The organism is Bacillus sp. sid0103, assembly GCF_019219025.1.
The window spans coordinates 70,729-94,241 of record NZ_JAHUWN010000009.1; the positions used below are offsets into that span (position 1 = coordinate 70,729).

Here is a 23,513-nt window from a genome sequence, read left to right on the forward strand (position 1 = left end):
TAAGTCCATATAGTCTATGTGAAAATGGGCAAAGTGCTATCCTTCTTCACAAAAACTTATGCTTTTTTTAAAAAGAATATGAATCCCCCTGAAGAATTCATTAAATATAAAAAGATGCAATTCGGATAAATTGCATCTTTTCAACGATAATTATGAATTTTTTAACATCCGCTGAAGAGCCAATTTTGCATTTTCAGCAATTTCAGGACTTACTTTAATACTATTATTTGTCTCCTCAAGTGTATCGAGGCTCCAGACTAAATGTGGCAGGTCTATCCTGTTCATCGTTAGACATGGACACATATGCGGATTTAACGAGATGATTTTTTTATCAGGATGATTTTGAATCAAGCGATTGACAAGATTCATTTCTGTCCCGATGGCCCAAGCCGTGCCAGGCTCCGCCTTTTCAATCGCTTTAATAATATAACTGGTTGACCCTGCCATATCGGCTAATTCCACTACTTCGCGGCGGCATTCCGGATGAACGATGATTTTCATTTTCGGATATTTATAGCGTGTATCAATCACATTTTGAACCGTGAAATTTTCATGAACCGAGCAATGCCCTTTCCAGAGGATGACTTTAATTTGTGAAAAATCACCTTCGAATTCGAGTTCATTTGTTATCGGGTTCCATATAGCCATTTCGTCTAAACCAACACCTAGTTCAAAGGCTGTATTTCTGCCTAAATGCTGATCGGGTAAGAATAAAATTCGTTCTTTCATCTCAAATGCCCACTTAACCATCGTCTCTGCATTAGAAGAGGTTACTGTTGCCCCTCCATGTGCACCCACAAACGATTTAATTGCTGCGGTTGAATTAACATAGGTTAATGGAAGAATCGTATCTCCAAAACGTTCCTGAAGCTTTTCCCATGCTCTTTCGGTTTGCGGAAGATCGGCCATATCAGCCATCGAACAGCCTGCGCGCATATCAGGCAAGATGACCTTTTGATGATCATTCGTTAAAATATCTGCTGTCTCTGCCATAAAATGAACACCACAGAAAACAATATATTCTGCTTCTGTATTTTCAGCTGATAATTGTGCTAGTTGTAAAGAGTCACCTGTAGCATCAGCAAATTGAACGACCTCGTCTTTTTGGTAATGATGACAAGGAATATACAGACGAGAACCAAGTTCCTTCTTCACCTTAATTACCCGGATTTCGAGTTCCTCTCTCGACATTTGTTTGTATTTTTCAGGGATCATCATATTTTTTTGTAACGACGCCAAGATATTCATATTACTCATCTCCTTTATTCCATTGCACTTTTACACTGATATCGAGTGCTTTATACGAATGAGTTAAGTACCCGAGGGAAATATAATCTACACCCGTTTCGCGATAATCAGCAATATTAGCCAATTGGATTCCGCCTGAGGCCTCCGTGATAATTGTCGAGGGAACCATTTTAATGAGTTCTTTAATTTCAGCAGGAGTACGATTATCAAACATAATAATATCTGCCCCTGCATTTACCGCTTCTATGACCTGTGCTTCCGATTCAACTTCCACTTCAACCTTCACCATGTGGCCAGCCTTTTTTCGCACAGCTTCCACTGCCTTGGAAATGGAACCCGCAAATGAAATATGGTTATCTTTAATCATGACTCCATCATATAAACCGTAGCGGTGATTATATCCGCCTCCACAGCGAACAGCATACTTTTCAAGCATGCGGAGTCCAGGTGTTGTCTTCCGCGTATCACAAATTTTTGTATGGCCGCTATCAAGCATATCCACCGTTTTCCGGGTTAGAGTGGCAATCCCGCTCATCCGTTGAACAAGATTTAGAATAACTCTCTCCCCTTTTAATAAATCAGCTATTTTCCCAGAAACTATGGCTAAGTGGTCGCCATAGTTGATTACTTGGCCATCCTTCACAAAAACACGCGTCGAAATCTCGTTATTCAGCAACTGGAACCCAGTCTTAATAATTTCTTCTCCACAAAAAATCCCTTCATCTTTTGCAAGAAAAACAATTTCTCCTTTTGTTTCATCCGAAAAAATTAAATCGGTGGTGATATCTTGTTCGCCGATATCTTCGATAAAAAACTTCTCAAGTTGCGAGCGCAGTTTCAATATGTTCATTGGACTTCTTCACTCCCTGTTTATAATTCTGAATAATTGATTTCCTTAACCAATGGTGATCATCTTCTTTTGGATAATCACTTCGAAAATGACCGCCCCTGCTTTCTGTCCGTTTCAACGCCGCATCTGTAATGAGCTTAGCAATGGTCAGCATAAACACCTTTGTTAAGTCGTGAGTTGAACATGTATCTAAATCGATATTATCAGCCAAATATTGATTTAACCAGCCTTGCTGCTTTTTCAAATTCACTTCATTTCGAACAATCCCAACTCGTTCCATCATGAAATCCTTAATTTGTTGGACATCCGGTAATTGAACTACTTCTGCTCCCTCATTATTTGAATGAAGGTAATAATGGTTCGCTTCTACTTCTTTAGGCTCTTTCCATGTTTCATTTATCCACTTCGATAAATGTTCCCCTTGAAATAATCCTTCTAATAAGGAATTACTTGCTAAACGATTGGCACCGTGGAGTCCTGTGCAGGAGGCTTCACCGATCGCATATAACCCATCAATGGAAGTACGTCCAATTAAATCGGTTTTAATTCCACCCATTAAAAAATGACTTCCAGGAGCAACAGGAATTTTTCCCTCCGCTATTTGGATACCATTTTCCTTACATATCAATGTGATTGAAGGAAATCTTTTACTAAAGTTATCAATGGTGCTTATATCTAAATAAACCTGTTTTCCTTTTTTTAAGTATTCATAGATTCTTTGTGAAACTACATGCCTCGGTCCGAGATCTTTTAAGGGGTGTACTCCCTCCATGATGCGAGTCCCGTCATCTGTAACGAGAATGGCCCCTTCTCCCCTGACTGCTTCAGAAATTAATCCTTTGGTTTCACCGTTTATATATAAAAGTGTTGGATGAAATTGATTAAATTCCATATCGACGATGTCCGCACCGGCTAAATAAGCCATCGCAATACCATCCCCGCTGACGGTTTGTGCATTGGATGTATAAGTATATAACTGACCACAACCCCCGGTTGCGATAATTACATGCCTGCCAAAAAAGCTCTGAATCGATCCATTGGTTGTTTTCGCTTTAACGCCGATACATCGATTTTGTTTGACATTTAGAAGTAATTCATAAGCGAAGGCATTTTCTTCGACAGTGATATTAGGCCTTTCTTTAAGTACACTAATCAAATACTCCATGACGTTCTTACCAGTGGCATCACCGCCGCCATGAACGATTCGTTTCTCACTGTGTGCCCCTTCCATCCCAAGAAACAATTCACCCTTTTGATTTTTATCAAAAATATCACCTTGAACTGCCAAATTCTTGATCAGTTCGGGTGCCGCCGAAATGACTTCTTGAACAACATCATGATTGTTGTGAAATCTTCCCGCTTCAAGCGTATCAACAATATGCTTTGATGGGTGGTCGTTTACACCCAGTGCTGCCGCAATTCCTCCTTGGGCTAGATAAGAATTGGCCGTCCTTAATTTTTCTTTTGTGAGTATCCTCACATTCACATCGTTAGTTAACTGAACAGCCAGCTGTAAAGCCGCTATTCCACTTCCAATGATTAATACATCATTATTTGTCATGTATTGACCCTCCTGACATAACAGGTGTCTTGACATATATATTTACATAGAATTAAACTAAAAACAAGTATTTTTATAGAAAAGTAGAAATGCCATTTATCGAACTTGACTGTTACTAAGTTTAGGTTGATTCCATATCCTAAAAAATAAGAATGGGAGAACAATCATGAAATATTTTGATTTTGCAGCGACTACTCCACTAGACCAAGATGCAGCAGAGGTATATTTGAAAGTTGCAACGGAATACTTTGGTAACGCAAGCAGTCTCCACGATTTTGGCGGCCAATCAGCTGCCTTACTTGAGAATTGCCGCGAAGAATTGGCCAGTCTTTTAGGAATTGATAAAAATGGCCTGTTCTTTACAAGTGGTGGTACTGAGGGGAATTTTTTAGCCATAGAAGCTTTATTATCCACGCCCAAAAAAGAGGGAAAACATATTATTGCAGGAATCGCGGAGCATTCATCCATCCATGGAATCCTTACTCGACTACAGGGATCCGGATATGAAATCACACTGCTGCCGTTTAACTCAAAAGGCCTGATTGATCAAGACCAGCTCATCCATTCAATTAAACCAGAAACGATTCTTATAGTACTTCAGCATGTGAACTCTGAAATCGGCACCATCCAGCCAATCGATGAAATCGCAAGGATTTCCAGGGCTCATGATATCCATCTTCACAGTGATTTTGTTCAATCTTTTGGAAAAATCGATGTTAAAAGGATTGCACCACTTGTCAGCAGTTTTTCTTTTTCAGGTCATAAAATATATGGCCCAAAAGGGATTGGGGGAGTATACGTTGATCCTCATCTTAAATGGAAGCCTTTTTTTCTAGGAAGCACTCATGAAAGTGGATTTCGCCCAGGCACCTTAAATGTTCCAGCCATTGCTGCGATGACAGTCGCCGCACAAAAAATAACCGGAAAATTGCAAGAAGATACTACTAAATATCATTTGTTGCGGAGAACCTTTATTGATGCGCTTGAACCGATTAAAGAAAGAGTGGAAATATTTCAAGCTGACGATGGCTCGCAGCTCGCTCATATTATAGGGCTTCGGATTTCTGGAATTGAGGGCCAATGGATGATGTTAGAATGCAATCGGCTTGGCTTTGCCATTTCAACAGGAAGTGCCTGTCAAATTGGCATGCAATCCCCTGCAAAAGTGAGCCAGGCATTAGGATTAACCGCTGCCGAAGCAAAGGAATTTATCCGTATTTCGTTTGGCCAGTCCAATTCCTTAGAAGATGTCATGAAGCTTGGGGAAAGTATCGTTCAAATCGTTCATGCATTCAAGGCTGCCGTTATATAAAAAAAATAAACTGTGCTAAAATAGTAAAACAGCAATAACAATAGGGGGAATTTTATGGCAGAGCAAAAAAAAATATTGGGAGAGGAAAGGAGGTCATTTATTTTACAACTGCTTAAAGACAGTCCTGTCCCGTTGACAGGAAGTGAACTTGCCAATCGAACCAATGTTAGCAGACAGGTGATTGTCGGGGATGTCACCCTTCTTAAAGCAAAGAATGAACCAATTATTGCCACAAGCCAAGGTTATATTTATTTAAAGCAAAATGCCAGCAATTATTCTTTTGAAAGAACGATTGCATGCAGGCATTCACCTGATGACACCGAAAAAGAACTGAATTTGCTCGTTGACCATGGGGTATTAGTGAAGGATGTCAAAATAGAACATCCCGTGTACGGTAAATTAACGACTCAGATCATGGTTTCAAACCGCCAGGAAGTAAAGCAATTCTTACAAAGGTTAAAAACAACCAATGCCAGCTTACTATCAGAGTTAACTGGAGGTGCTCATTTACATACAATAGCTGCCTCCAGTGAACAGGCTCTCGAAAAAGCAGAATTAGCACTTTTGGCAGAAGGAATACTAATAAATTCTTGATATGCAACAGCGAAAGTAGTGGATTTAACATCTACTGCTTTTTTTGTACTCCATTGGGCCTTTATAGTGGAGGACATTACTTGGTAAAAAAAAGTAATATCCGTTAAAACAAAAAAAGCTTCCTATCATAAGGATAGGACAGCTTCAATGTTTATTAATTATATATTTCATTTTTAACGGAAAGTGATGGATAGGAACCGAGGATTCGGACACCACAGCCTAATGCCTCGATTTCCGCGATTGCTCCTGGAATTAACACCTCATCCATTTTCATTTCAAGATCAATAATGAAAAAGTAATTGCCAATTCCTGTTTTCATCGGTCTTGATTCAATCTTAGATAAGTTTAATTTTCTCCAGGCAAATGCAGATAGCACCTGATGAAGAGCCCCCGCTTGATCGGATGGAAGGGTAACCATCAGCGTTGTTTTATAATGAGTTGAACCGCTGATGGACTGAAAATCAAGGTCTTTCTCAGAAAGAACAACAAAGCGGGTATGATTATAATCAAAATCGTGGACATCCCTTTTCACAATCGATAACCCATACTCCTGTGCAGCAAGCTCATTGGCAATCGCAGCAATTTGCAAGTCAGGGTTTTCCATTACCATCATTGCGGCGGCAGCAGTGGAAGATACACTTTCAAATGGAACACCTTTGAAATGGTTATGTAAAAATTTATGGCATTGGGCAATGGCATGTGAGTGGCTATACACTTTGCTGACACCCTGCCAATTTTCCTTATTATTTGGATGAACCATCAAATGCTGCTTGATTGGTAAAGTGATTTCCCCAATAATTGGTATTTGGACAACTTGTGTTAAATAATCTAGTGTAATATTTACTGAGCCTTCCAATGCATTTTCGATTGGAACGACAGCTAGTTCTACTTCTTTATCTACAATAGCATCCATACTTGCAGGAATTGTTTGATAGGGCTCAAGTTCAAATCCCTGAAAAACTTTTTTCACGGCTAATTCTGTGAATGTAGCTTTTGGTCCTAAGTACCCAACTTTCACTGTTTCCCCACTCCTTATTTTTTAAAAAGAAAGCTGAGAGCCAGTGGTAGTTATTTCTACACACCTGTTCCCAGCACTTCTACCTTTTCTACAAATTCGAGTTTTCTTAGTTCTTTTAGCAACTCTTCAATTTCCATGATAATGTTTGAAGTGTTTAATGAGAGTGTCACATTTGCCCTGCTTTGCAACGGAATCGTTTGGTGAAGGGTAACCACATTACAGCCTGAGTTTGCAACAACACTGAGCAATTTAGACAGCGTTCCTGAGCGATCTTCCAAATGAAAGAAAAGCGAGACAATCTTTTCCTTCTTAATGGTAGAGAAAGGAAATACAGTATCTCTGTATTTATAAAAGGCACTTCGGCTTAAATCTGCTTTTTGGACAGCATCCGCAACGGATTCGGCCTTACCTCTTTCCAGCATTTCTTTCACATCAAGTGTCTTTTTCATCGCTTCTGGCAAAACATCTTCACGCACTAAGTAAAATTTTTTATCCATTTTTATCACTCTACCTTACTTTCTTCTGGACAGAGACCCTTTTTACTCAATAAACTCAAATTCAAACTCTAATATTTTCACAATATCCCCGTCTTTTGCTCCTCTTTGTCTTAACGCATCATCCACACCTAGACCACGAAGTTGACGTGCAAAACGGCGAACGGATTCTTCTCTTGAAAAGTCTGTCATTTTAAAGAGTTTATCTGTTTTTTCACCAGAGACGACAAATGTGCCATTCGGTTCTCTTGTAATTTTAAATGCTTCCGGTTCTGCCTCGTGCTTATAAAGAACACGATGCACACCTGTTGTTTCTTCTTCCTCATGCTCAAGCGGAAATTCAGGTGTTTCCTCAATCTTATCGGCAACAGCATACAATAGTTCACGCAGCCCTTTTCTTGTGACCGCAGAAATCGGGAAGATCGGATAATCCTCTTCAAGCTGCTCTTTAAACTTTTTCAAATTTTCCTCTGCTTCAGGCATATCCATTTTATTGGCGACAATGATTTGCGGACGCTCCGTTAAACGTAAATTATATTCACTTAATTCACGATTAATGGTCTGGTAGTCCTCATATGGGTCTCTGCCTTCCATCGCAGCCATATCAATGACATGGACAATAACCCTTGTCCGTTCAATATGCCGTAAGAATTGATGACCAAGGCCTACCCCTTCACTCGCCCCTTCAATCAATCCCGGAAGGTCTGCCATAACAAAGCTTCTGCCATCTTCTGTTTCTACCATCCCAAGATTCGGAACAATGGTTGTAAAATGGTATTCAGCGATTTTTGGCCTTGCCGAAGAAACTACTGATAATAGTGTCGATTTTCCAACACTTGGAAATCCAACTAGACCGACATCAGCAAGCAGCTTTAATTCAAGGATTACTTCACGTTCTTGACCTGGTTCTCCATTTTCAGAGAGTTCTGGTGCAGGATTTGCTGGTGTAGCAAATCGTGAATTTCCGCGCCCGCCACGGCCTCCTCTTGCAATAATTGCTTGTTGTTCATTTTCGACTAAATCAGCAATAACTTCTTTCGTATTGGCATCAATCACCACTGTTCCAGGCGGTACCTTAACAATCATATCCTTTGCGCCGGCACCGTGCTGGTTTTTGGACATGCCATGCTCGCCACGCGGTGCTTTAAAATGACGCTGATAACGGAAATCCATTAACGTACGTAACCCTTCATTTACTTCAAATACCACATTGGCACCTTTGCCGCCGTCCCCGCCAGCTGGACCGCCTTTTGGTATATATTTTTCCTTACGGAACGCGACCATACCATTACCGCCGTCTCCGCCTTTTACATAAATCTTCGTTTGATCAACAAACATCTTATTCCTCCAGTCTGCATTTCGAATCAACAAATGTCACGAAAAGTGTCTTAACTTTCCTATTTTTTTTGATAAGGTATATAAACTTCTAATGCGAGTTCGTTTTCTGAGAAGTCCTTGACCACTATATCGAGTAGACAATTGGGTTCTGCAAGGAATTCTTCTATTACATCACTTTTTATTATTATCCCGCTAAAATCAAAAAAGAAACGAAGCCCCTTTGATTGCTGATCAATTGTTATGGATAAATGATTTTCTTGGAAGGCTTCAATCGCCTCGTTTAAACAATTAAAAAAAAGGCCAGTCCACTCTGTTATCATTTCCTCATTAATTTGGAAAGATTTTGTATCTTGAAACACTTCATATTCCAGCTTAAAGGATGGATTCTCCCAATTTGATTTTAACAGCAGAGAGGCAAACATAGGCATTTTCAAATTGGAAAGCTTTGACTCGTGCTGTGCTTCTATGATAATTTCATCGATGACCGCTCTAGCCCTGTCGATTCGATTTAAATCTAAGTTCCCCTTTATTAATTGAAGCCTATTTAACCAATCATGTCGAGAATGACGCAGCACCTCAACAATATCCCATACTTTCTCCATAGGTACACTCCCACATTAAGTGTCTCAACACCATTTTGCTGATAGTATATCAAAAAATTAACTATGAGTAAGCTTATTTTTGTGATGAAAGATTATTTGAGGCAAAAAAGAAGCATCTACGAAGCGTTTTCCCGAAGTATATTATGGAAGGAAAAATTCGTTAGCAAAAAGAAAACTCTAACCAAACAGGTTAGAGTTTTCGCTAGTTCCTTAAGCTTCTTGAGCTACTGGATAAACGCTCACTTTTTTGCGATCACGACCGAAACGTTCAAATTTCACAACGCCGTCAACTTTTGCAAAAAGTGTATCGTCGCCTCCACGGCCAACGTTTTCACCTGGGTAAATCTTTGTACCGCGTTGACGGTAAAGGATTGAACCACCAGTTACGAATTGACCATCTGCACGCTTAGCGCCAAGACGCTTTGCGATAGAGTCACGTCCGTTTTTTGTAGAACCTACACCCTTTTTAGATGCAAACAACTGAAGATCTAATTTTAATAACATTTATTCCACCTCCTGCTTTTTGAAGGTAATCTTTATGTGCTTTCCGTATTCTTCTTCAATCGTACGCAATGAAACAGTCATACCTTCTAGAAGAAGTTGTACTCTCTCATGAATGTCTCCCGGAAGATTTTCCGGTACAACACAGCGGAGAAAGCCGCTTTCATGCTCAATCTCGGGCGTAACACCTGTTAGAGCGTGCACAGCGTTGATTGATCCAATGGATACTGAAGATACGCCTGCACAGACGATATCCTTGCCTCGATTGGCGAAAAATGCATGACCACTTATTTCGAATGATTGAATAAATCCGGACTCAGTACGATTAATCGTAATTTGAATCATCTATAAGTCAACACCTTACGCGTTGATTTTTTCGATGACTACTTTAGTGTAAGGTTGACGATGACCTTGCTTCTTACGGTTGTTTTTCTTCGCCTTGTACTTGAAAACAATGATTTTCTTTTGACGGCCTTGTTTTTCAACTTTAGCTGTAACTGTAGCACCTGCAACAACAGGAGAACCTACTTTTACATTTTCACCGCCAACGAAAAGAACCTTGTCAAAAGTAACTGTTTCACCAGCCTCAACATCTAATTTCTCAATGTAGATAGCTTGGCCTTCTTCGACTTTCAATTGCTTACCGCCAGTTTCGATAATTGCGTACATGAACTGCACCTCCTTATAAACTCAGACTCGCCATAGACAGGCGCTTTAAGCAAAAGCTTAAGACTTAGTACCTGTTCTGTGCGGTTGTAGCACGGGTGCTACAAACATAACATTAAAATCCTAACATATTCTAGGCAAAAGTGTCAATAGAATTTTAGAAAGATCATGTTTCAATCCAATCCTTTTTGGGCAATCTCGTTTACATCGCCGAACTGCTTTAAAACATAGTAATGGCGGTTAGACGGCTGAATCAAAAAATAGAACTTTAAATGTAAGAGTTCTTCTAATGCTTCTCGATGGGCTTCATTAGGTCCTAGAAACTGCTCTTTCACCTCAGCAGTCGTTTCGACTAAGACGGCTTCAAATTCGGAATAGCGATGCTCTAGCAGTTCACGCTCAAGCCTAAAGCCGACCGTTTCTGGACTTAGAATCCGCCCCGTCCCATCACAAACAGGACACTTCACCTCGAGTGCCTCTGAAAGAGTAACCTTCGTTTTCTTGCGTGTCAGTTGAAGAATCCCTAGAGGGGTAAATCCTATCATCTTAGTTCTTTTTTGATCTTTGGTTAACTCCATTTCCATCAGAGTCAGAATGGCTTGCTTGTCCTTTTCGCGTCTCATATCAATGAAATCAATGAGGACAATTCCGCCGATATCGCGCAGACGCAGCTGCCTGACTATTTCCTTTGCAGCCAACAAATTCGTTTTTAACACCGTTTCCTGATAATCGGACTTTCCGGAAAATTTACCCGTGTTCACATCAATTATCGTTAACGCTTCGGTTTCGTCAAAAATCAGATAGGCGCCGTGATCAAGCCAGACTATACGCTTGAGGGCTTTATCAATTTCATGCTCCACATTATGTACAGAAAAGATATTTTCTTTCCCATTGTAATAAATATGTTTGACCCTGTCATTTTGCTCCTCGGCTAGCTTTTTTACTGATAAGTCATCGACGATTACTTCTCCATCAGTCATCCTAGCCACTTTATCCAAGATCAATTCGATGATAGTATCTTTTTGAAAAATAATTCCCGGCTTTTTGAGGGAAGCAGTTTTCAGGATGAGATGTTGATGCTGCTCGCGCAATTTCTCTAGTTCCGTTTGGATTTCCTCTTCCGTACTAGATAGAGAAGAGGTCCGGAATATGATTCCTTCTTCGTCTGTCTTTAAACGGCTGCCGATTCGACGCAGGGCGGCTTGTTGTTTATCATCCGCAATTTTTTTTGAAACGGCTACATATCGACCCTTTGGCATGTAAATCAAATTAGGACCCGCGATTTCAATAATCCCTGTTACTCGGGCACCTTTCGTACCGGTTGCATCCTTGTCGACCTGAACGAGCATTTTTTCACCCTGATGGACGAAAGTGCTAACGTTTTTTTCTTTTTCAGCCGATAAGAGATATGAAGGAAGGACATCCCGGTGTAAATAAGCATTTTTCTCCTCGCCTATATCAATGAACACTGCATTCATCCCAGGCAATACTTTCGTCACAGTCCCAAAATAAAGATTACCGACCAGCGATCGATGTTCTGGCCGGTCAAATAGGATGGTTTCAACACGGTTGTCATTCAAATAAGCAAATCGCTTTTCACGTGAATTGTAATTAATTATTAATCTTTCCAAACAAGCGACCTCACTTTTTTCTTTTTATTATACTCTTTTTTAGTATGAAAAAAGAAGGTCGCTGATTTTATCGGTTAAGCGTTTTTCGGTAAAATAGGCATGTAGAAGTTCATTTTCGTCTAGCATCCCTTTTTCCTTGCCATCTGCTTCAACGATGATTGGATGTTTGCAGCCGCGTTGAAACTTTTCTAAAACGTGGATCAGTAACTCCTCTTCATTGGCCTCAATCGGTTTCAAGGTTTGAAGACTTGATTTCTTTCCGTAATACCGCTCTAATAAAAACCTCATAAAGATAAAGCGCCTCTGTTTCCATTCATGATAAAGCGAGAAATAAAGGAAGGCGATGATGATCCAGACATTGATATGGGTTGGGGCAACTATCAAGATAATCAGTGAAAAGAATGATAAGCTAATCAATGAAAGGATGAGCGTTAGTCGATGGGCAGTTGGAAAGGAACGTTTTAGTGAAAGCAGCAAGAATACCAGCTTCCCCCCATCAAGCGGCCAAACTGGAAAAAGATTGAATATAAAAATCATCAGATTATAGCTCAAAAAAAGCTGAAACAGCTCCCCAGACATCAGGTTGAAACTAACTAACCCATAGGCTAGGGCTACCATCCACACATGCTGGAGCGGCCCTGCAAGGATAACTATGGTCTCTTCTTTTAACGGTCGATTGCCATGCTCATCCATCTCGGCCACCCCGCCAAACGGCAACAGGGTGATTTTTTTGATGCGCCATGAAAAAAAAGAAGCCGCAGCAGCATGCCCCAGTTCATGGATGAAAATGATTCCCAGCAGTAAGCAAACCTCTAGGAAATGAGCTGTGGCAACTGAAAGTGCAATGATAATCCATAACAAAGGATGAATAGTAATCAGTCGCAGTAAATTTATGGCTCTATTCAAAGCGAATCACCTGAATCGGATCGATAAATGCATCATCTTTTTTAATGGCAAAATAATACTTGCCTTTGGATTTATCATCACTAGTAGAGTCAGATACAGTGCCAACCACTGTTCGTTTTTCAACATACTCATATAATTTAACCTTGATTTCGTCTAAATTACCGTACCATGTTTCCGTTTTATCGGCATGCTGAATGATGACTGTTTTTCCAAGACCGTCTTTAACACCTGCAAACATAACGAAACCATCATTAATCGTTTGTACGGGCGCTCCTTTTCCGGTTTCTATCATAATGCCCTGCCCGTTTTTCTCAAAGTTTTCAAGGATTTTCCCCATCGCTGGGACGGAAAACTCAGTTTCAGCAACCTCTTTTTTCCCAACTTCATCTTTATCTGAAAAAGGCAGCAGGGCCAAAGGCTTTCCAAACTTGCTTTCGTACCAGTTTGATACTGTTGCAAACTTGAAATCCTTGTCCATTGTTTTCGTAACCACATCTCTTGCCGGATCAAAGGCAGCGGAATGGTTCCGAAATAATATGGCAACCACTAAAAACAAGAGGACAGAGGACAATATCTTGAAAAAGAAGACTTCCTTCTTAAATAATGGATGCCCGTCATCGCCATTACTACCCCCTGAAGTAGTAAACTGGTCAAAGCCATATTTTTCATCGTCACTAGGCCAGGTAATCTGGGGGTCGGGACTTTTTACACTTGTGCCTTTTTCATTTTTTCGCTTGGCGATTCGTCGCCGAATTTCTTCCGGTGTAGACCGCGCCATTTTCATCCACCCTTTTCACACTAATTTGTACAAGTCTATGAAGGGGGATTGAAGAGTATGTCTGTAAAATAAAAGACTCTGTTAAACTTGCCTGTTGATTTCCGCTCCAGGCGCTGCGCTTTCCGCGGGCGGTCCGGGGAGCCTCCTCGTCGCTGCGCTCCTGAGGGGTCTCCCCTGCCCCGTCCTCCCGCAGGAGTCTTCGCGCCTTCCGCTCCAATCAACAGGGTGCCAAAATCACCAATAAGCTTTAACATAGACAAAAAAAACAACCTGTCCGATTGTAACTGGACAGGCTGTTGAAAGGCGGTGCATTTTTTTATCTAACACCGAAGAATTTTTTTAATTTCGTAAACATACCCTTTTCTGCATTTTCGAGTGACTGCAGCGGAATAGATTCACCTAGAATTCTTCTCGCAATATTTCGGTAGGCAATGGATGCTTTATTGTTAGGATTAAGGGCAATCGGTTCACCATGGTTAGAAGCTTTAATAACTTCATCATCATCAGCAACAATACCTATGAGTTCAATGGAAAGATGTTGAGTAACCTCATCAATCTCAAGCATATCCCCATTCTTCACCATATGATTTCGAATCCGGTTGATGACTAATTTAGGCGACTCCATATTCGGTTGTTTTTCCAATAGACCAATGATGCGGTCAGCATCACGAACGGCAGAGGCCTCTGGTGTTGTCACAACAATCGCCTTGTCTGCTCCGGCGATGGCGTTTTGGAATCCCTGTTCAATACCCGCAGGGCAATCAATAATGATATAATCGTAATCTTGTTTTAATTCTATGATCAGTTCTTTCATCTGCTCTGGCTTCACGGCTGATTTGTCAACGGTTTGCGCCGCAGGCAATAAGTATAATAACCCATCAAAACGCTTATCCTTAACAAGGGCTTGATGGATTTTGCATCTTTTTTCGACGACATCAACAAGGTCATAAATAATTCTGTTTTCAAGTCCCATAACGACATCCAAGTTACGAAGACCGATATCAGTATCTACTAAACATACTTTTTTTCCTTGAAGGGCTAATGATGTGCCGATATTAGCAGAAGTTGTTGTTTTTCCTACTCCACCCTTACCGGATGTAATTACGATTGCTTCTCCCACTTTAATGTCCCCCTTCTAATCTCGTTAAATTAGGTCTTAATTGGATTAAAACTTGTAATCTATCAACAATGATTTGACGGTTATCATCGATGTATGCGCATTCCATTTCCCGCTTCTCATTGCTTTGCAGGCTGTCTGGTCCCCTATTTAAACAATCACTAATACGAAGCTGAGATGGTTTCATACTAGATGCAGCAATGACCGCTTCATCATTGCCATAACAGCCAGCATGAGCCACACCCTTTAAGGTTCCCATAATGAATATGTTACCTCCAGCCATTACCGTTCCACCTGGGTTGACATCGCCAATTAACAGGAGGTCACCAGGTACCTCGAGGACTTGTCCGGAACGAATAATTCTAGAAACAGTCATGACCTCTGTTTCGGCCATTAACTGCTCAGCTTCATCTTTTGTGATTACATTAGATTCAATTTCATCAACTTCAAAATTTTTCTTCTGGCGAATTAAGTTTTTTAATTCTTCCCGCTGTGGCTCGGTTAAATAGCGGTTACCGATTTCCACTTTAACAGAGGTTAAATGACGCTCATCCTGTGTCCTTGAGTTTGCTGAAAGTTTATGATCAAGTTCCCTTTTGAGTTCTTCGTAGGAACAGCTATCATCAAGATGAAGGACAAGACCTTCCTTCGTTCCTTTTATTGTAACATTTTGCCGTTTTTTCATGGAGAATTTTTCACCTCATAATAAGAAAGCAATTTCAAAACAAGCCCATTTTGGATGTTTCAAGAGGGATTGGAAATCCCTCTTGCCTATTCCGAATCAATAGTCATACTATCCTAATAAAATTTCGACACGATGCGCCCATTCTCCTCTTTTTTCAAAAAAATCATTCAGCCCTTAATGCTTCCGAATGTTTTTCAAAAAGCCACTTTAATGGAAAGGCAGCAATGAGCGTCACCACTGCATTTAAGATAATGGTAGGGTAAAAACGCAAGTTCAAAAAGCCGATAAAATCAAGGTCTGTTACATGGATTAAATAATTCATTTCATAAACACCAATCTCTAATAACGAGACCCCTAGAATGGCAGCCAAAAAGGCCGTAATTATATTGGATTGCAAAACCTGCAAAAGTTTATAAATGAGATACGAGATAAACGGATAAAGGAATAAGTAAATGCCGATAATTTCGACATACACAATATCAAATAAAAGTCCAAAAATGGCTGCATAAATAATTCCATGTTTTTTTCCGACAAAAATCGTTAAAAACAAAATGGCAATAAAAAGAAAGTGTGGAACGAAAATTCGCTCAAACCCAAACACCTTTTCTGGTAAATACTCCACAAAAAGGCTTTCTATAATAAAAAGTAACAGAAATAAAAGAGGAAGAAGGACTTTTCTCACAAATCCTCCCCCTTCCCATCTGATGTTTCCATATTAACTGGCTGTGTCATTAATCTTTTTATGACAATGACATTTTCAATATCATAAAAGTTCGCACCAGGTTGTACTAAGGCCGTTTGATTTAACCCATACTGATCCGGGTTAACCTCAACCACTTTTCCAATCATCAGCCCTTTTGGAAAAATACCACCTAGGCCCGAAGTAATCACTTTTTGCCCTTTTTCAATTTTTTCACCGGATGGAATGGCTTTAACTAATAATAGTTTTCGCTTGTCATCAAATCCCTGTACAAATCCATAAACATCCTTCTTGCCTTGAATAACAGCAGAAATACGATTTTTTGGATCCATTGCACTTAACAATTGAACGGTTGAACTAAATTGTGTTACATTTTTTACTTTTCCAATCAAACCGGTAGCTGTAACAACAGCCATATTTTTTTCAATGCCGTTTAGTTTGCCTTTGTCGATAATAATCATTTCATGCCAACGATCAGGGTTTCTGCCAATTACGGTAGCTGGTAATGGTTTGAAGTCTCTCAGGGTTCTTTTTTCACCGAGAATGTCACGTAATTCTTCATTGTCTTGTTTAAGATCTTGCACTTGCGCTTCAAGATTGACAAGATTTTCGACCCGCGATTTTAATTCCTTATTCTCATCGTATGTATTTTGTAAATCCTGGAGATTTTCAAAAAAGCCTGTCACAAAATGAGTAGGCTTTGAAACCAGGGATTGAACCCAGCCGGTGGTATCTTTTAGAAATTGCTCCGGCCAAGATAGTTTGCTTCTCTCCCTTAAAGAAAACCCAATCAATGCCACGAGAACAATGATGCTGACAAGCAAAATAATCAGACGTTTATTCAGAAAGAACTGTGGCATGATTATACACCTCTATTTTTCTAGATAAAAATTATAGTTTTTAAACTTAGCCTGTGCTTATTGTTTGGAACCAACTAAGATTATCGAGAATCTCTTGCTTTATTTTTGAATAAATGAATATGATCCAGTGCTTTTCCTGTTCCAATAGCCACGCAATCAAGCGGGTTTTCAGCAATCAGCACGGGCATTTTGGTTTCTTCACTAATAACCCTGTCCAAATTGCGAAGGAGCGCACCTCCACCAGTTAGAACAATCCCGCGATCCATAATATCAGCAGCAAGTTCTGGAGGTGTTTTTTCCAATGTATTCTTGACTGCTTCTACAATGGCGGAAACCGTATCTCTTAATGCTCCGGCAATTTCTTTGGCAGTTATTTCAATTGTCTTTGGCAGACCTGTTAATAAATCCCTGCCGCGAATTTCCATATTGTCAATGCCATCAGGGTTACCAGCCGAACCTATTTCCACTTTAATGGCTTCCGCTGTGCGGTCCCCAATCATCAAGTTATAGTTTTTTCTAATATAAGTAATAATCGAATCGTCCATTTCATCGCCGGCAACGCGGATCGAAATGCTTGTAACGATTCCACCTAAAGAAATGATGGCCACTTCTGTGGTTCCCCCACCAATATCAACCACCATGCTGCCCGTAGGCTCCCACACAGGCAAATTGGCTCCAATCGCTGCAGCGAAAGGCTCTTCAATCGTATATGCATCCTTTGCCCCTGCTTGTCTGGTCGCATCGATGACAGCTCGTTCCTCAACGGCCGTTATCCCTGATGGAACACAAACCATGACATAAGGATTACCTGAAAATACATTTTTAGTTTTCTGTGCTTGACGAATATGGTATTTCATCATGGCTGCTGTTGTTTCAAAATCTGCGATAACTCCATCCTTCATCGGTCTTAGCGCGACAATATTCCCCGGTGTCCGCCCAATCATATTTTTCGCGTCGTTACCAACCGCGACAATGTTTTTTGTATCAGTTTGCATCGCCACCACCGATGGCTCACGCAGAACAATTCCTTTTCCTTTTACATATACAAGGGTATTTGCAGTCCCTAAGTCAATCCCAAGATCTCTTGCTCTAATTCCAAACATAGTTTTGTATCTCCCTTTCTGAACCTAATGCAAAAACTCCAATAAATAGGTAATTACTTTAATATCATGTCTTTTTTCTCAATATTTATCTAGTTATATCTTAAGTAGTCCTAAAAAACCATAACCAATATTATAACTCAACGTTAAATAAAATCATAGTTTATAAATAACCTTTTTCCTTAAGACTCACAAACTTATTCTCCCCGATGATCAAATGATCGAGTAAATCGATGCCAATGATCTTACCGCATTCGACGAGTCGCTTGGTGACTTCAATGTCCTCGCGGCTTGGAGCGGGGTCTCCGCTGGGATGATTATGTGCGGCAATAATAGAAGCAGCTGACCGCTTTAAAGCCTCGCGGAATACCTCCCTGGGGTGGACAATCGAGGCATTTAAGCTGCCAATAAAAATGGTTTGTTTATGAATGACTTGGTTCTTTGTGTTTAGGTACATACAAACAAAATGCTCTTGTGATAAAAAGCGCATATCATTCATGACATACTTTGCTCCGTCTTCCGGTGAGCGGATCACATAACGGTCCTTATAATCCAGGTTGGCAATTCTTCTACCAATTTCGACAGCAGCGAGGATTTGAATGGCCTTGGCTGAACCAATCCCTTTTATCTCGGTCATTTCTTCCAGGGTAGCAGCTTTTAAAAGTCGTAACCCTTCAAAATGGGTCAATAGTCGATTCGATAATTGCAAAACCGATTCATCTTTTGTCCCGGTTCGCAACAAAATGGCGATCAGTTCATGATTCGATAAGCTTTGTGGTCCATGTTGAATAAACCGTTCTCTGGGCCTTTCATCTTGAGGGAAATCACGGATCATTAATGTATTGGTGGACACTTTTTTTCCTCCCTTATTAAGGGAGTTAAGGAACAAAAAAGTTTAATACGGCAACTGGTAGCCTGCCTTTTTCAATTCTCTTACCGTTCGTGAAACAGGCAGTCCGACAACCGCAAAATAGTCTCCATTTATTTTTTTGACAAGCATACTTCCGAGCTGTTGAATGCCATATGCACCTGCTTTATCAAGCGGTTCACCACTTTTTACATACGCCCGTATTGAGTCGTCCGTTAACTCCCAAAACCAAACTTCTGTTCTTTCATAAAACTTAGTCGTACCTGTTGGAGACACAATCGAAACTCCTGTAAAAACTTCATGCTGACGACCTGACAAGCTTTTTAACATGGCAAAAGCTTCTGCTTCATCTGCGGGCTTTCCTAAGATTTGATTATTCGCAACAACAATTGTGTCCGAGCCGATCACATAGGCGTCCTGGTTTTCTTTAAAAACGGCTTGTGCCTTACGTTCGGCTAACTCCATCACAACTTCTTTAGGAGAGAGAGCTGGGTCAAAACTTTCATCAACTTCACTACTTGAGATCGCGAATGTTAAACGGAGAGTTTCTAGAAGTTCTTTTCGCCGTGGAGAAGAAGAGGCTAAAATGAGGTTCTGCATTTGATCACCTTACCTTTGGTACGTATTAGGGAGATACAATTCAATCGTATCAGAAATTGTACTAGCAAACAATTTTTATATCATTAAATTTTGATGGAATTTGTAAAATTATGCAAAATATTTCTTGTTATGGTAAATAAAAAAGCCTATCAATTATTTGATAGGCCATATTTCCCGGAAAATATCGATAGATGTCGATATTCATTACTTAGAAAAATAGAGCGACAGGAAGTTCAATAAATGCTGTTGTGCGTCAGTTAGATTTTTTTCGTCTTTTGACTCTTGATAAGACTTTACTTTATCGTTTGCACTTACCAATTCTGCTTTTAGATCTTTTATCTTTGCATTTTTTACACTAGTTTTTAATGGTGCTTCAATCTCGGAAAGGACTTTACTTTCGTCCTCAGACAGATCCTTGGTGACGAGCGCATTTGAAGTGGTAAGAGATAGCGTTTCATAAATGGCAGGTACTGCTTTTAAAAAGGACTTTTCTTTATCAGTGCTAGTAGAAAACTTCTTTTCCTCTAATAACAATGGCTTGGCAAATACATCTTCAATTCCATCTTCCTTATATTGAGCCCCTAATGCTTTAGCTTCTTCAATCGAATCGGCCACCCCTAGAAATAAATAATACTTGCCATCCATTTCCACTGATTGAGATGGCACGCTTTTCGAAGTTAGATTAGCAGCTGTTTCTTCGGCACCAGCTTCTGATGAAAATACCCCGCCTTGAATGATATACGTAGTTAACTGAGGTATGGCAACAATTGACGTATTCTTTCCCTCCGTCGTTTTCGTCTCGGTACTGACAGGCTTGTCCGTGACTACTGCCGGTTCCGTTGTTACCGTCTTGTTAGATGGAGTTGTTATCACCAATTTAAGCATAACCACACCGATTGTCGATCCAATCAGGATGGCGAATACTGCTGAAATTAAGATGGATCCTAACGGCCGTCCTGTTTTCTTTTTAGAATTGGTCGAAAAGGATGTTATTTTGGGAAGGGCTGTTTTTTTGCTAGTTTGACTTGGGATAATTTTCAATTCCTCAATGTCTTGATCAGAGGACTCAGGGATAATCCAGTCAAAACTTTCTTCAACCGATTCTTGTGCAGCCGCCGTCTCACTAAACACATCCGCTTCTGAATGCTCTGAATTTATTTTTATCACTTTAGGAATGGGGTCGATGTTAGCTTCAACCTCTTTTTTTGGAGGAACTTCCTGATGGGGCGTGTTTTCTCCATTTAATTTTATCTTGATTGTATTGCCTTTGTTAGGCTTGTCCACGAAACCGTACTCCTCTCTCTTCCGAAGGGTCATTGGGTTCATCCTATCATAAAGACAAAAAAAAATAACAAGACTTTTGTCGTCTTGTTATCGTAGTCTTTCGCCAAATTATTTACAAGGTTGGCATGGTGGTGATTATGGCTGTGTTTGTGCAGTTGCTGGGAACTGGCTTAATGGATTATCTTTACCAGCTGGTGCAGGTGCATCGATTTTTGGTAATTCAGCAGCTAAGTCAGATAAATTTGGCATATAGAATGCAGATATTGTCAGACTGTAGGTTAAAGGCTGATCTTCTTGGTCTAAACTGGTTATCTCTTGACCGCCTGAATAACTTATCGATTCAACCACGATAATCCGTTTTAATGATTCAAGAGTTTCAATAAACTTCTCTAATTCCTTATAACTTGGTGATTCAACGCTCAACGAAACAGTTATCTTCTTCATACCCACAGCTTCAGTCGATACCGATTGTTGTGCCGCCGGATCTTGATTGGCAGTGGCTTGAGTAGTGTCAGTTTGATTCGTTGTGGTTTGTTGACCATTAGTATTTTCGGCATTTGTTTGGTCAGCAGCAGTAGTAGTTACTTCCACATCTTTTGAAAAACTCATTGAACTAATCTTACTATTTGAGATGTTTTCCGCTTTTTCTAAATCTAAAATTAGCTGTCCTTGCAACGGCTTTACAGGTAACTTCTTCTGTAATTCACTAGTATCTTCTGCCGTTTTCTTCGTATCTTCAACCTTTTTCTGACTTACGATTTCTAATAATTTTTGTTCAGACTCAAGTGACTGCTGCTTGATATCTAAATCTGATTTTAAAGGATCTAGTTTAAAGAATTGAGCATAAACAATGAATAATAAGACTAAAAGAGCGACCCCACCAATTATTAGGCTTTGTCTCTTTGAGAAACGGAGCCTCATGAACCAGTCACTCCTTCCTCATTTTTCTTGCTCTTTTTAATATTTTCCTTAACTACTTCTTTATTAAGCTTTATCTCAAATTGACCAGTATAGCGAGGAAGGATTTTATCGCTTACTTTCTTACTCTTTGTACTGCTAGATGCAGTAGTTGATTTATTGGTCGCTTTTTTATTTGTTTTCGAGGTAGTGTTACTTGTTTGCTCACCGGTTGTTCCTGAAGTTCCATTCGTTTGACTACTAGTATTGGTAGTTGAATTCTGATTTGCACCACTTTGATTCGAAGCTGCTTGATTCGTTAGGTTTGTTGTCTGAGTGGTAGAATCATTTGAAGAATTCGTTGTATTTGATTGACCTGTTGTTCCAGCTGTAGAGTTATCAGTCGTTGATTCTGCAGTGGCTGCAGCTGATAATGAGCTCAAGCTTGCTTCTTCGAACCATTTTGATTCATTAAGATTATCTAAAAAGTACGCAGCTTCTCTAGCACTATCAAATTGCACCGTTAACGAAACCGTCCCTGCTTCTGTATAAACAAAGCTATGGATAAAACCACGCTCAGGCAATAATGATGTCAAATGGCGCATGACAGGAATCGTCTGAATGGGATATTCGTTTGCCCACTCAATTGCACTTTTCAATTGACTAACAGAGCTAGTAGCTTCAACTGTTTCTGTACTTTTATTTTCTTTTTCAGCAATCTTCTTTATCATCGAGATTTGTCTTTCTAAGGAAGCGATATTACTTTTGAAAGAATTGGTTTGCCATAGGTAATAAGCACCACCAATTAGCAGTAAAGCAACCAAACAAGACAAAGTGATGATAAAGCCGATTTTTTTCGGTTCCTTTTGGGGAAGCAGATTAATTTCTACTAACATTATTGCACCCCTTTTAAAGCGAGACCTAAGGGCAGTAAAAGATTTGTTGGAATACTCTCTCGCTTGCTCTTTACTTCAATGTCAATATTGATTAACTCAACAGGAATTTCAAATCTATCTTTCATTTCATCATAAATGGCCATAAGCATCGGATGATCCCCATTTAATAAAAACTTTGTCACATCGTGTTTTTCATTATTTAGGGAATACCTATAAAAATCAAATAATTTATTAATTTCTCTGAAAATATCCTCAAACTGTAAAACAATTTCGTTTGTGTCACCAATATATTTACAAGCCATCAATCCTAACGAATCTCGATTAATTTCCCATTGATCGAGATTAAACGGCAATGAAAAATGACGCATGACTAATGGTACCGTTTCATTAAAGATACATAAATTGACACTTGTCATATCAAATTGGACCGTGAAAAGTACCTCATCCTCGCTAGCTTGATTTTGATGATAATATAAACGATATAATGAAAGCGGGGAAATATCTGCTGCGACAGGATTTAGCTTTAAACTAGCAAGTAGATCCACATACTCCATGACATTCTGCTCCGGTGCTGCAAATAAGAGTAAATCCTTCGTCTTTCCATTATCCGGAAGTGTGTAGTAATCAAATACAGGCTCTTCAAAAGGTAAATGAATACTCGAGCCAAGCTCTAAATAAAGATAGCCCTTTATCTCATCATCCTGAACATCTGATGGTATCGACACCTTCCGAATAATGACTAGTGGGTCAGGAACATTAAATCGGATAGAACGTCTGCGTATCTTCCATTCATCAATACATTCCTCGAGAATGTTTGACAGAGAATCGATATCGACAATTTTTCCGTCAGTAATAATTCCTGGCGGCAAAAAGCGTTCATTCCATCTTTGTGGAGTTGGGGGATTCACTTGTTTTAATTCTAAAAACCGAATCGAGTGGTCATTTATTACTAGGTTGATTATTCGGTTTTTTGTTGAAAAGAGGGAAAATGCCATATAATGAACCCC

Annotated in this window: 27 protein-coding genes and 1 other annotated feature; of the genes, 2 read left to right on the top strand and 25 right to left on the bottom strand. The window is 39.8% G+C overall.

The window, feature by feature from the left end:
- Positions 1-150: 150 nt before the first annotated feature.
- Genes nadA through nadB form a run of 3 tightly spaced genes read right to left on the bottom strand, consistent with a single transcriptional unit; the run spans position 151 to position 3,659 of the window.
- Positions 151-1,248, bottom strand: coding sequence for a quinolinate synthase NadA (gene nadA / locus KW850_RS11920; RefSeq protein WP_218347797.1), 1,098 nt, complete (start codon positions 1,246-1,248; stop codon positions 151-153).
- 1 nt (position 1,249) lies between these two features.
- Positions 1,250-2,098 carry a carboxylating nicotinate-nucleotide diphosphorylase gene (gene nadC / locus KW850_RS11925; protein ID WP_218347798.1) on the bottom strand — a complete coding sequence of 283 codons (849 nt, stop codon included), beginning with the start codon at positions 2,096-2,098 and terminating at the stop codon, positions 1,250-1,252.
- The gene (nadB, locus tag KW850_RS11930) at positions 2,067-3,659 is read right to left on the bottom strand and encodes an L-aspartate oxidase (protein WP_218347799.1); all 1,593 of its coding nucleotides are present in this window, start codon (positions 3,657-3,659) and stop codon (positions 2,067-2,069) included. Before nadB ends, nadC begins: the two co-directional genes overlap by 32 nt.
- 166 nt (positions 3,660-3,825) lie before the next feature.
- On the opposite strand from nadB, the gene KW850_RS11935 reads away from it, so the two are divergent.
- Complete coding sequence (locus KW850_RS11935) at positions 3,826-4,971, top strand: IscS subfamily cysteine desulfurase (protein WP_218347800.1); 1,146 nt, start codon at positions 3,826-3,828, stop codon at positions 4,969-4,971.
- A 54-nt stretch (positions 4,972-5,025) separates the two neighbouring features.
- The gene (locus KW850_RS11940; protein WP_218347801.1) at positions 5,026-5,565 is read left to right on the top strand and encodes a transcription repressor NadR; all 540 of its coding nucleotides are present in this window, start codon (positions 5,026-5,028) and stop codon (positions 5,563-5,565) included.
- 154 nt (positions 5,566-5,719) lie between these two features.
- On the opposite strand, the gene pheA is transcribed toward KW850_RS11940, so the two are convergent.
- The 22 genes from pheA to pilM form a co-directional block, all read right to left on the bottom strand.
- A complete protein-coding gene (gene pheA, locus KW850_RS11945; RefSeq protein WP_218347802.1) occupies positions 5,720-6,583 on the bottom strand; it encodes a prephenate dehydratase in 864 nt (287 codons plus the stop codon).
- A gap of 56 nt (positions 6,584-6,639) precedes the next feature.
- On the bottom strand, positions 6,640-7,080 hold the full coding sequence (locus KW850_RS11950) for an ACT domain-containing protein (RefSeq protein WP_218347803.1): 441 nt from the start codon (positions 7,078-7,080) through the stop codon (positions 6,640-6,642).
- Between the two features lie 42 nt (positions 7,081-7,122).
- Positions 7,123-8,415 (bottom strand): GTPase ObgE, encoded by a 1,293-nt coding sequence (gene obgE / locus KW850_RS11955; protein WP_218347804.1) that lies wholly within the window; start codon positions 8,413-8,415, stop codon positions 7,123-7,125.
- Positions 8,416-8,474: 59 nt separating this feature from the next.
- The gene (locus KW850_RS11960) at positions 8,475-9,017 is read right to left on the bottom strand and encodes a sporulation initiation phosphotransferase B (RefSeq protein ID WP_218347805.1); all 543 of its coding nucleotides are present in this window, start codon (positions 9,015-9,017) and stop codon (positions 8,475-8,477) included.
- 210 nt (positions 9,018-9,227) lie between these two features.
- Positions 9,228-9,521 (bottom strand): 50S ribosomal protein L27, encoded by a 294-nt coding sequence (gene rpmA, locus KW850_RS11965; protein WP_191269736.1) that lies wholly within the window; start codon positions 9,519-9,521, stop codon positions 9,228-9,230.
- A complete protein-coding gene (locus tag KW850_RS11970; RefSeq protein WP_218347806.1) occupies positions 9,522-9,863 on the bottom strand; it encodes a ribosomal-processing cysteine protease Prp in 342 nt (113 codons plus the stop codon).
- 15 nt (positions 9,864-9,878) lie between these two features.
- Positions 9,879-10,187: a 50S ribosomal protein L21 gene (rplU, locus tag KW850_RS11975; protein ID WP_026563440.1), complete on the bottom strand. Its 309-nt coding sequence runs from the start codon at positions 10,185-10,187 to the stop codon at positions 9,879-9,881.
- Between the two features lie 13 nt (positions 10,188-10,200).
- Positions 10,201-10,283: a sequence feature (ribosomal protein L21 leader region), on the bottom strand.
- Positions 10,284-10,357: 74 nt separating this feature from the next.
- The gene (locus KW850_RS11980; protein ID WP_218347807.1) at positions 10,358-11,815 is read right to left on the bottom strand and encodes an Rne/Rng family ribonuclease; all 1,458 of its coding nucleotides are present in this window, start codon (positions 11,813-11,815) and stop codon (positions 10,358-10,360) included.
- A 39-nt stretch (positions 11,816-11,854) separates the two neighbouring features.
- Positions 11,855-12,721: a M50 family metallopeptidase gene (locus KW850_RS11985; RefSeq protein ID WP_218347808.1), complete on the bottom strand. Its 867-nt coding sequence runs from the start codon at positions 12,719-12,721 to the stop codon at positions 11,855-11,857.
- Positions 12,714-13,499, bottom strand: a complete 786-nt coding sequence (locus tag KW850_RS11990; RefSeq protein WP_218347809.1) for a M23 family metallopeptidase — start codon at positions 13,497-13,499, stop codon at positions 12,714-12,716. The genes KW850_RS11985 and KW850_RS11990 overlap by 8 nt, the downstream gene beginning before the upstream one ends.
- A gap of 35 nt (positions 13,500-13,534) precedes the next feature.
- Complete coding sequence (locus tag KW850_RS11995) at positions 13,535-13,759, bottom strand: hypothetical protein (protein ID WP_218347810.1); 225 nt, start codon at positions 13,757-13,759, stop codon at positions 13,535-13,537.
- A gap of 56 nt (positions 13,760-13,815) precedes the next feature.
- Positions 13,816-14,619, bottom strand: coding sequence for a septum site-determining protein MinD (gene minD, locus KW850_RS12000; protein ID WP_218347811.1), 804 nt, complete (start codon positions 14,617-14,619; stop codon positions 13,816-13,818).
- 1 nt (position 14,620) lies between these two features.
- Positions 14,621-15,301, bottom strand: coding sequence for a septum site-determining protein MinC (minC, locus tag KW850_RS12005; RefSeq protein ID WP_218347812.1), 681 nt, complete (start codon positions 15,299-15,301; stop codon positions 14,621-14,623).
- Between the two features lie 163 nt (positions 15,302-15,464).
- A complete protein-coding gene (gene mreD / locus KW850_RS12010) occupies positions 15,465-15,983 on the bottom strand; it encodes a rod shape-determining protein MreD (RefSeq protein ID WP_218347813.1) in 519 nt (172 codons plus the stop codon).
- Positions 15,980-16,861, bottom strand: coding sequence for a rod shape-determining protein MreC (gene mreC, locus KW850_RS12015; protein WP_218347814.1), 882 nt, complete (start codon positions 16,859-16,861; stop codon positions 15,980-15,982). Before mreC ends, mreD begins: the two co-directional genes overlap by 4 nt.
- An 80-nt stretch (positions 16,862-16,941) precedes the next feature.
- On the bottom strand, positions 16,942-17,964 hold the full coding sequence (locus KW850_RS12020) for a rod shape-determining protein (protein ID WP_218347815.1): 1,023 nt from the start codon (positions 17,962-17,964) through the stop codon (positions 16,942-16,944).
- Positions 17,965-18,124: 160 nt separating this feature from the next.
- On the bottom strand, positions 18,125-18,814 hold the full coding sequence (gene radC / locus KW850_RS12025; protein WP_308128790.1) for a RadC family protein: 690 nt from the start codon (positions 18,812-18,814) through the stop codon (positions 18,125-18,127).
- 42 nt (positions 18,815-18,856) lie between these two features.
- Positions 18,857-19,429, bottom strand: a complete 573-nt coding sequence (locus KW850_RS12030) for a Maf family protein (RefSeq protein ID WP_218347816.1) — start codon at positions 19,427-19,429, stop codon at positions 18,857-18,859.
- Positions 19,430-19,633: 204 nt separating this feature from the next.
- The gene (locus KW850_RS34045; protein ID WP_218347817.1) at positions 19,634-20,713 is read right to left on the bottom strand and encodes an SPOR domain-containing protein; all 1,080 of its coding nucleotides are present in this window, start codon (positions 20,711-20,713) and stop codon (positions 19,634-19,636) included.
- Between the two features lie 135 nt (positions 20,714-20,848).
- Positions 20,849-21,634, bottom strand: coding sequence for a pilus assembly protein PilO (locus tag KW850_RS12040; RefSeq protein WP_218347818.1), 786 nt, complete (start codon positions 21,632-21,634; stop codon positions 20,849-20,851).
- Positions 21,631-22,506, bottom strand: a complete 876-nt coding sequence (locus KW850_RS12045) for a PilN domain-containing protein (protein ID WP_218347819.1) — start codon at positions 22,504-22,506, stop codon at positions 21,631-21,633. The genes KW850_RS12040 and KW850_RS12045 overlap by 4 nt, the downstream gene beginning before the upstream one ends.
- The gene (gene pilM, locus KW850_RS12050) at positions 22,506-23,501 is read right to left on the bottom strand and encodes a type IV pilus biogenesis protein PilM (protein WP_218347820.1); all 996 of its coding nucleotides are present in this window, start codon (positions 23,499-23,501) and stop codon (positions 22,506-22,508) included. Before pilM ends, KW850_RS12045 begins: the two co-directional genes overlap by 1 nt.
- Positions 23,502-23,513: the final 12 nt, after the last annotated feature.